Source organism: Streptomyces sp. NRRL WC-3549 (assembly GCF_000721935.1).
Lineage (GTDB): Bacteria > Actinomycetota > Actinomycetes > Streptomycetales > Streptomycetaceae > Streptomyces.
In genome coordinates this window covers 43,324-43,959 of the sequence record NZ_KL585434.1, presented here as the reverse complement: position 1 = coordinate 43,959, position 636 = coordinate 43,324, and the positions used below count along the sequence as shown (strand labels likewise).

The following is a 636-nucleotide window of genomic DNA, read 5'->3' as shown; positions in this document are numbered from 1 at the left end:
CGCCGGAGCCGCGGCGTGCACCCACCCGGGGTGGTCCAACCCGGACGCCGGTTACGGATACGTGAAGGGAAGCTCCGCACCGCTGCGCACCGGTCCGAACGCCGGCTGCCCCACAGTGGCCACGGTCTACGCCGCGAAGCTCTACTACCACTGCTACGTCTACAACTCCGAGGGCAACAAGTGGACTCACGCCCGTATCGAGGGCACCCAGTTCAACGGCTGGATCTACGGCGGCAACCTTGACGACGGTGGTGCGACCAAGCACTGCTGAGGCTGCCCCCGCCGTTGCCGGGCAGACGGGGGATCGTCACTGCCCGGCGTTCCCGAGTCCCATGCGCGGTCCCGCGTCCTCTGCGGCCTGCGCGAGCGCCCGGACGAGGTCCGTCTCTCCCGCCGTGGGCCAGGTCAGGACCCAGTGTCCTGTCGGGGCGTCGTACGGGTGGAGGTACCGCAGTCCGGGCCACCGGTAGTAGTGGGCGGCGTCGCCGTGGATGAGGCAGACGGCCTCGCCCGCCGCAACCACGGCGGCGACCTCCTGGAGCGACGACACCTTCGGTCCGCGCCGGATGGGCCGGCCGCCGGGGGTGTGCGTGGGGACGAGTGTCTGCTGCCAGTACTCCGGTATGGGCACCGCGG

Annotated in this window: 2 protein-coding genes; one reads left to right on the top strand and one right to left on the bottom strand. The window is 71.1% G+C overall.

The features are described 5' to 3' along the window. Positions 1-271: hypothetical protein (locus IH13_RS0131400; RefSeq protein WP_031089671.1), on the top strand; the 271-nt coding region annotated here is incomplete at its 5' end. Positions 272-307: 36 nt separating this feature from the next. Here IH13_RS0131400 and IH13_RS0131395 read toward each other — a convergent pair. After that, positions 308-636: LysR substrate-binding domain-containing protein (locus IH13_RS0131395; protein WP_324605207.1), on the bottom strand; the 329-nt coding region annotated here is incomplete at its 5' end.